The 6000-nt window shown below is 45.8% G+C and carries 2 protein-coding genes; both read left to right on the top strand.

The features are described 5' to 3' along the window. Positions 1 to 41: 41 nt before the first annotated feature. Entirely contained in the window at positions 42 to 2009 is a 1968-nt protein-coding gene (locus KKE17_12530) for a thrombospondin type 3 repeat-containing protein (protein ID MBU1710825.1), read from the top strand. A gap of 88 nt (positions 2010 to 2097) precedes the next feature. Further along, on the top strand, positions 2098 to 6000 hold a 3903-nt coding region (locus tag KKE17_12535; protein ID MBU1710826.1), incomplete at its 3' end, for a hypothetical protein.

The raw sequence follows: 6000 nt of genomic DNA on the forward strand, positions 1-6000 counted from the left end.
TTGAGGTGCGAATCGTTGCTGGCATTGAATTAGCAACGGGTATGGTTTCGGCCCATTTCTACTCCATTGATCCCGAAACGGGTTGGACTCCGCCGGTGGATATCGGTTTCCTGCCTCCAGAGGATGGAACAAGGCGCGGTATGGGATATGTCAGCTACATTATTGACCACAAAGAGGACCTGGAAGAAAACAGCCAAATTCGCAATATAGCGCTCATTATCTTTGACATGGGTGAAAATATTTATACGAACCAAGTCGACCCACATGACCCGAGTCAGGGAACAGATCCTGAAAAAGAAGCGCTCGTTACAATTGACAAGGAACGTCCATCCAGTTCTGTAAGTCCTTTGGCTGAGATTTCTGATGGTGTCTTCGTTGTAAGCTGGGGTGGGAGTGACAGTGCTTCAGGTATAGCTGCTTATGATATTTACACTCGTGACGGTCAAGAGTTGAAGTGGTTCCTCTGGAAGGAGAGAATATCTGACACCTCAGCAGAGTTCATCGGCACGCCGAGCCACACCCATGAATTTTACAGTATTGCCATTGACAATGTAGGGCATCGAGAACAGAAGGCTCCGGTTCCGGATGCTAAGACGTATGTGCAAGATGATCCTGATAATGACGGCGTTTTAGGTTCCAATGATAATTGCCCCTTTACGGCAAACAGCGACCAACTCGATACAGATGGAGACTCTGAGGGCAATGCCTGTGACGACGATGATGACAATGATGGTCGACAAGACCAGATGGACAACTGTCCGGTTGTCGTGAATACGGATCAGGTCAATACAGACGGCGACGCTCTGGGGAATGCCTGTGATGAAGATGATGATAATGATGATGTGCTTGATCAAGCCGATAATTGTCCCGTGACAGCAAATGGGGATCAACTTGATACGGATGGAGATTCTTTGGGTGATGCGTGTGACGCTGATGACGATAACGACCAGGTGGGCGATGCTAATGACAATTGTCCCTTGACTGTAAACGCAGATCAATTGAATGCCGATGGTGATTCTGCCGGAGATGCCTGTGACCTTTGTCCTTTGGATGCTGATAACGATATTGATGGGGACGGAATCTGTGGTAACGCAGACAACTGCCCCGCTGAGCAGAATTCGGATCAAAACGATCTTGATCAGGATGGTTTGGGGGATCTTTGCGATCCGCAAACATGCGGAAACGGGATTTTAGAAACCATCGAAAAATGTGACGATAGCAATAGTATTGATGGTGATGGCTGCTCAGCGCAATGTATTCCAGAAACTATTATTTCAATAACAAAAGCCGAAGTTGAGTGGGACGATGGTGAGATAAAGTATAAGGGCGAGATTGTTTTGCCTTTGGAAGTGCCGCTTTACGATGTTGTTCCTCAAGGTGCAGTCTTCATTGGTCTGGCGGATCTTGGGCAAGTGGTTGCCGAAACCGTGGTCTTCACAATAAAAGGATCGGAAAACACGAAGTGGGAATACAAAGATGGTGTCGGCAGTATTACGAAATTTAAAATTGATTGGAAAGGGGCAAGTTTTGACTACAAAGGCCTGCTTCATTTGAAGGCCAACCATATTGGTCAGGACAGTACAAGTTTAGAGATTGAAAGAAATGGATTGTCAGGAGCATTTTCAATTCAAATTGGCGCTGTCTCAATCCAGGTTGACACTGACAATGTTGTTGTTACGGCACCTGAAACGCTGGAGGTGGATGCCGACGATGCAGACGGTGAAATTGAAGTTGACTTGCCATTTGCCTTGACTCCTGAAATGACAATCATAATAAGCCGCCCGGATTTAGTGGATACGGCTATACCCATAGCGGATTATTACACAAATTCGGTTGGTAAATTTGACCTTACTGCGAGTTTCGAAGCAATTGACTTAACAGGTTTAGATCGACCCACGTACCTGAAGCTGGGGATTTCATTAGGCGAGGTTGGATATCCAGGCTCCAATGAAATATCCAGTGGCTGGAAATCAATTAAAAGCAAAGAATGGAAATATAAAAACGACTAACCGTGATTTGAGGAATCGTCAGGGATATTCATTAAATAAAATTGATGGGTTATTAATTTCTTTAAAATGAAAGACCAGGAAAACAACCATGAAAAATATTGGGAAAAAAATAAATAGCGCTCTTGCCGGTTTTGTATGTCCCCCTCAAATAAAGAGTTTGTCGCGGATCTTTGCATTTCTTGTCTGTATGCTGTTTACGGCAGTTATCACTCCTGAGGTTGATGCCGCTGATAACTATATATGGATCGCAAATTCAGGTTCGAATACGGTTTCGAAAGTTGATACAACCACCGACTCGGTTGCCGCCACAATACCTGTGGGGTCATATCCCTACGCGGTTGCTGTTGCACAATCCCATGTGTTTGTTGCCAACCTGCACTCAAAGTCAATATTCATAATCGAGAAAGACACTGATAGTGTATGTGCCACTATAGCTCTGGATAGGCACCCCCTTGCGCTTTCGCTTGGCGCTGACGGATATTTATACGCAATTGTAACGGTCAATACCATAGGTTACACTCCCACTAATACCGCTTACCTCTATCGGATTGATCCGAGAACACTCACAACGGTGAATGAACTGACCTTGCGTCCTGTTTCATCAATAGATATCGGGATTGGAGTAAACAGTAATAACATCGCCTATATTCCCTATAATTACTCATGGAGTATGGGCACAGGTGTTATGATCGTGGATCTCAATACTTTTACTGTGACAGGAAGTTATAACCATAGCCCAACGACATATGGATATCTTGGGCCTGGTGTAGCGATTGATAGCGCAGGCAACGGCTGGGTTTCTGGGATAAGGATTGCTGGTCAGCAAAGTATTATAAAAATTACTCCCACCGGTCAAAGATCATATTATAGATATATCGGAAGAACAGAAGAGTTAGTCATTGATCCGATGGGATTTTTATGGGCTTCAAACTCCCCTGATCCACTTATAAAATTCGATACGTCCGATGGTGCCTATACAACGTATTCCGCCGCTAACTGGATTGGAGGACAAGGCTCTGTGTCAGGCCTGACCTATCTGAATGGGTTTATATGGATTGTGGATATTGGAAATGATTACCTGAGAAAAATAGATCCTGCCAATGGTAATGAAGTTGCTGCGGTTGCAGTTGGGACTAATCCATATTCAATTGGTGATATCTCTGGCTATGAAGCATCTCAAGCCGGGTTATATCTCATGCCTATATTAAATGTGGCCACTCTCGAATTTAATATTCCGTCTTTTGCCAGCTTTATTGCTCCTGCTGAAAGTCATTACTATAAGCTGGAGCTTTTAATGGGTGGTTATTTTCAGTTATTTCTTGATGACTCAGATGATCTTGGAGATAACGAGCTGTATATTAAATGCGGCGCAATTCCAACCATAGACAGCTATGATTTTCGTTCTGAGGGAGCGAGCAGCGCGGACAAGGAAATTGTTTTCTCAACAGATCAGGCTGAAACATGCTATATCCTGACGAAGGGTCTTGCCGCTTCAGGGGAGTATAGTCTTACTGCCAGTTCAATTTCGCTAGGCATTTTCGAGGTAATGCCAAATTATTACGGCAACACCCAAAATGCCCGATTAACCATCACAGGCGCCGGTTTTGACGCCTCAACAGGTGTTTCGCTTGTTGCAGATGACGGAACCGAATACTATCCGCAATCAGTCGAGGTGGATTCCCTTTACCAAATCACGACATACTTTGATCTTACTGATGTTCCGATTGGCCGCCATGATGTAAAGGTCGTAAGTCAAGGCGGAGACAAATCCTTAATAAATGGTTTTGAGGTTATTGAAACCCAGAAGGCGAATCTGGAAACCTATCTTGTCTTACCCGGGGCGTTCGGCAGACACGCCACAGCCACTATCTATGTGGATTATAAAAACACCGGGAATGTTGCAATGCCGTCCCCAATGCTGATTCTTATGAGCTCCGACCCCGATGGTTCTGACAAACCTATTCTCACCCTTGATTCTTCAAAAGTGCTTTATAATTATTGGTCTGCCTCAATGTTGGCCGGGAATGGTAGTACAATACAATTTTTGGCTGATGGTGGTGATGATTCTCCAGGCATACTTCAACCTGGAGAGACAGGGCGTATACCGGTCTATTTTTCAGGTCTCGGGCAGCCTTTGGATAAATCTGACAATCAGGTTGAATTTGAGCTCAGGATTGTCTCGGCCGATGAGACCACACCCTACGATTGGGATGCTGCAAAGGTTGAATTAAAGCCGGAAAGCATCAAGCAGGAGGCATGGGATATCATAATTGCCAATCTCGCCAACAATGTTGGTCCAACCTGGGGCGATTATATTAAAATGCTCTCAGAAAATGCGGACTATCTTTACAGGCATGGCAACCAGCATGTCCGCGACACCAATAAATTATTTCAATTCGAATTGCTGCAGGCCATGGGCCACAACCCGGTTCCATTTCTTGCCGGTCAAACGGACATGTTTGTATCAGCGCCGGGACTGCCCTTGACTTTTGGCAGGTACTTTTCCTCTTCAATAAATAATCGTCACAAGACAGGGGTGATGGGCCAGGGCTGGACCCACTCGTGGCAGATATCGGCAATAGAGGAATCGGACGGGAATGTGATTATCAGCCGGATGAATAATCTGAGTAGGTATGGGCTCGATATTCGAGGCGGGTATTTTTCTCCTGCAGGCGATTATACAAAACTCAGCAAATCGGCCGGTATTTTTACCCTGACTCACCCGAACGGTTTTATAGAAAAATTCAGGGTTGACGGAAAATTTGATTACCTGGAAGATCTTAATGGCAACCGGATCACCGCCGAGTATACCGGCAGCGGTTTGCTGAGTCGCCTTGTGCATAGTTCCGGCCAGTTTTTAACATTCGGCTATGGCGGGGCCAATCATATTACCTCCGTAACTGATCAGACGGGCGGTCTCTCCGTCACCTATGCATACGACTCTGAATACCTGGCCCTGGTCACCGATGTTTTGGGTCGTTCAACCGAGTACACCTATCATCAGGAAGGGGCTTCGGCGCATGCTATGGCAACAGTCTTCTCCCCTGATGGCACACAGGGGAATATTGTCTACGACGCAAACGGCAGACTGAGCGCAATGAGCCAGAATTCCAATCCGCCGGTATTCATCGATTATGACATCGGCGCGGTCATAATAAGCGCCCAGGCAGACCAAAGTGTACGCGAGCAGTTTTATGATGCTGAGGGCCAATTTTTTAAATATCAAGATCCATTGATGCACACGACAAGTTTTGAGTTCAACAACAATCACCAGATGACCGCAGGCTTCCTGCCGGACGGTTCGGCAGTTACACTCAAATATGATACCAAGGGCAATGTTGTGCAGTCGAAGGATCAGTTACAGCAGGCTATAAACTATACTTACGGAAGTTATAATCGCCTGACTTCCTTGAAGGATCCGGAAAGCAATACAACCTTGTATAACTACGATTCAACGGGGAATCCGGAAAGCATTATCTCCCCCGACACCACCTCTGAGAACTACACTGCAGATGCCCTCGGCAATATCAGCCAGAGTATCAATCGTCGCGGCACCCCGATTAATTACACCTATGACAACAGCGGCAGGCTGCTGCGTAAAGACTATGCCGATTTGACTTTTGTTGAATATGCCTATGATGTGGTTGGCAATATTGTTTCAGTAGTTGACCAGACCGGCACCACCACCATGACCTATTATTCCAATAATCTGCTGCAACGCATCTCTTACCCAGGCAACCGTTTCCTGGAATACGGTTATGACAGTGCCGGGCGTCGCACATCTGTTGTCGATCAGACGGGCTATCAACTGAATTACACCTATAACCTTGACGGGAACATTGAAAGCATTGTGGAAGAAGGAATAGGTGAATTGGTTCATTACAGCTATGATACCATGCAGAGATTGAGCCGGAAGGACCTGGGAAATGGTGTGTACACCACCTATGCATATGATCTGGCAGGCAGGTTGACCAACGTCATAAATTATGCC

Source organism: Pseudomonadota bacterium, assembly GCA_018823135.1.
In the GTDB taxonomy this organism is placed as follows: domain Bacteria; phylum Desulfobacterota; class Desulfobulbia; order Desulfobulbales; family CALZHT01; genus JAHJJF01.

Bases quoted from the DNA above. Each gene is read 5' to 3' on its own strand.
- KKE17_12530 (MBU1710825.1), top strand. From the start codon at position 42: ATGGTTTCGGCCCATTTCTACTCCATTGATCCCGAAACGGGTTGGACT.